The sequence below is a fragment of the Desulfosporosinus sp. Tol-M2 genome, from assembly GCF_059735615.1.
Map to the genome: position 1 here is coordinate 7,838 of NZ_JCAIJG010000067.1, position 1,451 is coordinate 9,288.

A 1,451-nucleotide genomic window follows, 5' to 3' on the forward strand; every position below is an offset into this window, starting at 1 on the left:
CGATAGGCTTCGGCAATATCTTCGCGTGTCGCGGCGTTGGCAAAATTAATCGTTTTGGATACCGCGTTATCGGTATATTTCTGGAAAGCCGCCTGAATCCGGATGTGCCATTCGGGCGCGATCTCTTGAGCGGTGGTAAAAACCTCCTGCGCCCAGTTCGGTACTTCCGGTAAACCGAGGACGGTTCCCATTTCAGCGATCTTTTGCATAAGTTCCGGGGAATAGAACCCATACTCTTTGGCCAACGCTTCAAAGAGGGGATTGACTTCTATTAAAGCTGTCCCATCCATCACAGTTTTAGTATAGGCAACCGCAAAGAGAGGTTCTACTCCGCTGGAAGCCCCGCAAATCATGGATATAGTCCCGGTTGGAGCAATTGTCGTCAAGGTGGCATTGCGCAGTTTCATGACCCCGTCATAAATTGAGCCTTTATAATTCGGGAAGGTTCCCCGTTCTTCAGCCAGGCGCTGGGACTCAATCCGAGCTTCCGTCTGGATAAATTTCATAACTTTTTCCGCATATTCAACCGCGTCTTCCGTGGCGTACGATGTTTGCAGCAAAATGAGCATATCGGCAAAGCCCATCACGCCAAGTCCGATTTTACGGTTCCCTTTAACAACCTCATCAATAATGGGCAGGGGATACTGATTCACATCAATCACGTCGTCCAGAAAACGAACGGACAAGCGGACCACCTGACTTAAACGCTCCCAGTTAATCACCATTTTCCCATCTTTTTCGATCACCATTAATTTTAGATTGATCGAGCCCAAGTTGCAGGCCTCATAGGGCAAAAGCGGCTGCTCGCCACAGTTATGCACATAGATCCCGTTGGCATCAAAGGCATTGCCCCCCGGAACTTGGGCATCATAAACCTCCTCAACCCCTGCCGGAAGACATTCCGTCACATTGGCCAGAAAGCGCTCTCTATTTATATTACGCTGATAGCCCTCAAGCAGATTTTTGAGGGTTTGCTTTTTCTTCATGTTGCTAAAGCCAATAACCTCAGCAAAAGCTGGCAAATTATCTTGGGATAGGGAGAGTTCGTGCCCCGGCTGAACCTCATAGTCCCGCTGACCACCCTTGCCATCCGGCAAAGACTTAGAGCCCGAAGATTGGCGGTCTCTGTAAATTGTCGAAGCCATACCTAAACGATGCAGCATGCGCTGGAGTATCTGAAGCCCCGCGAGATCCTTTTGCCAGAGCCTGACGGATACGCCTTTCTCTTGAGAACCGACTACTGTTCCATCGGTATCAAACAAACCCCTGATCAGTCCTCGGTGAAAGTCCGAGCTTGTTTTTTCCAGCTCCTCAGTAAGCCTTTTCTCCTTTGGAAAAATACCATACTCCCCCGCTAAATCGCGTAAGGACGCTAACTTCATCCGATGTTCATTTCTCTCTTCTTTTAACGTCCCATCCCCTAAAAGCAGGCCTAAAAGAAAACCCTCTTC

At 48.9% G+C, this 1,451-nt stretch carries 1 protein-coding gene; it reads right to left on the reverse strand.

Annotation, left to right across the window (positions count from 1 at the left end):
* Nucleotides 1-1,451 (reverse strand): ribonucleotide reductase barrel domain-containing protein (locus AC6I5A_RS04775; RefSeq protein WP_497900498.1); only part of this gene is annotated, 1,451 nt, incomplete at both ends.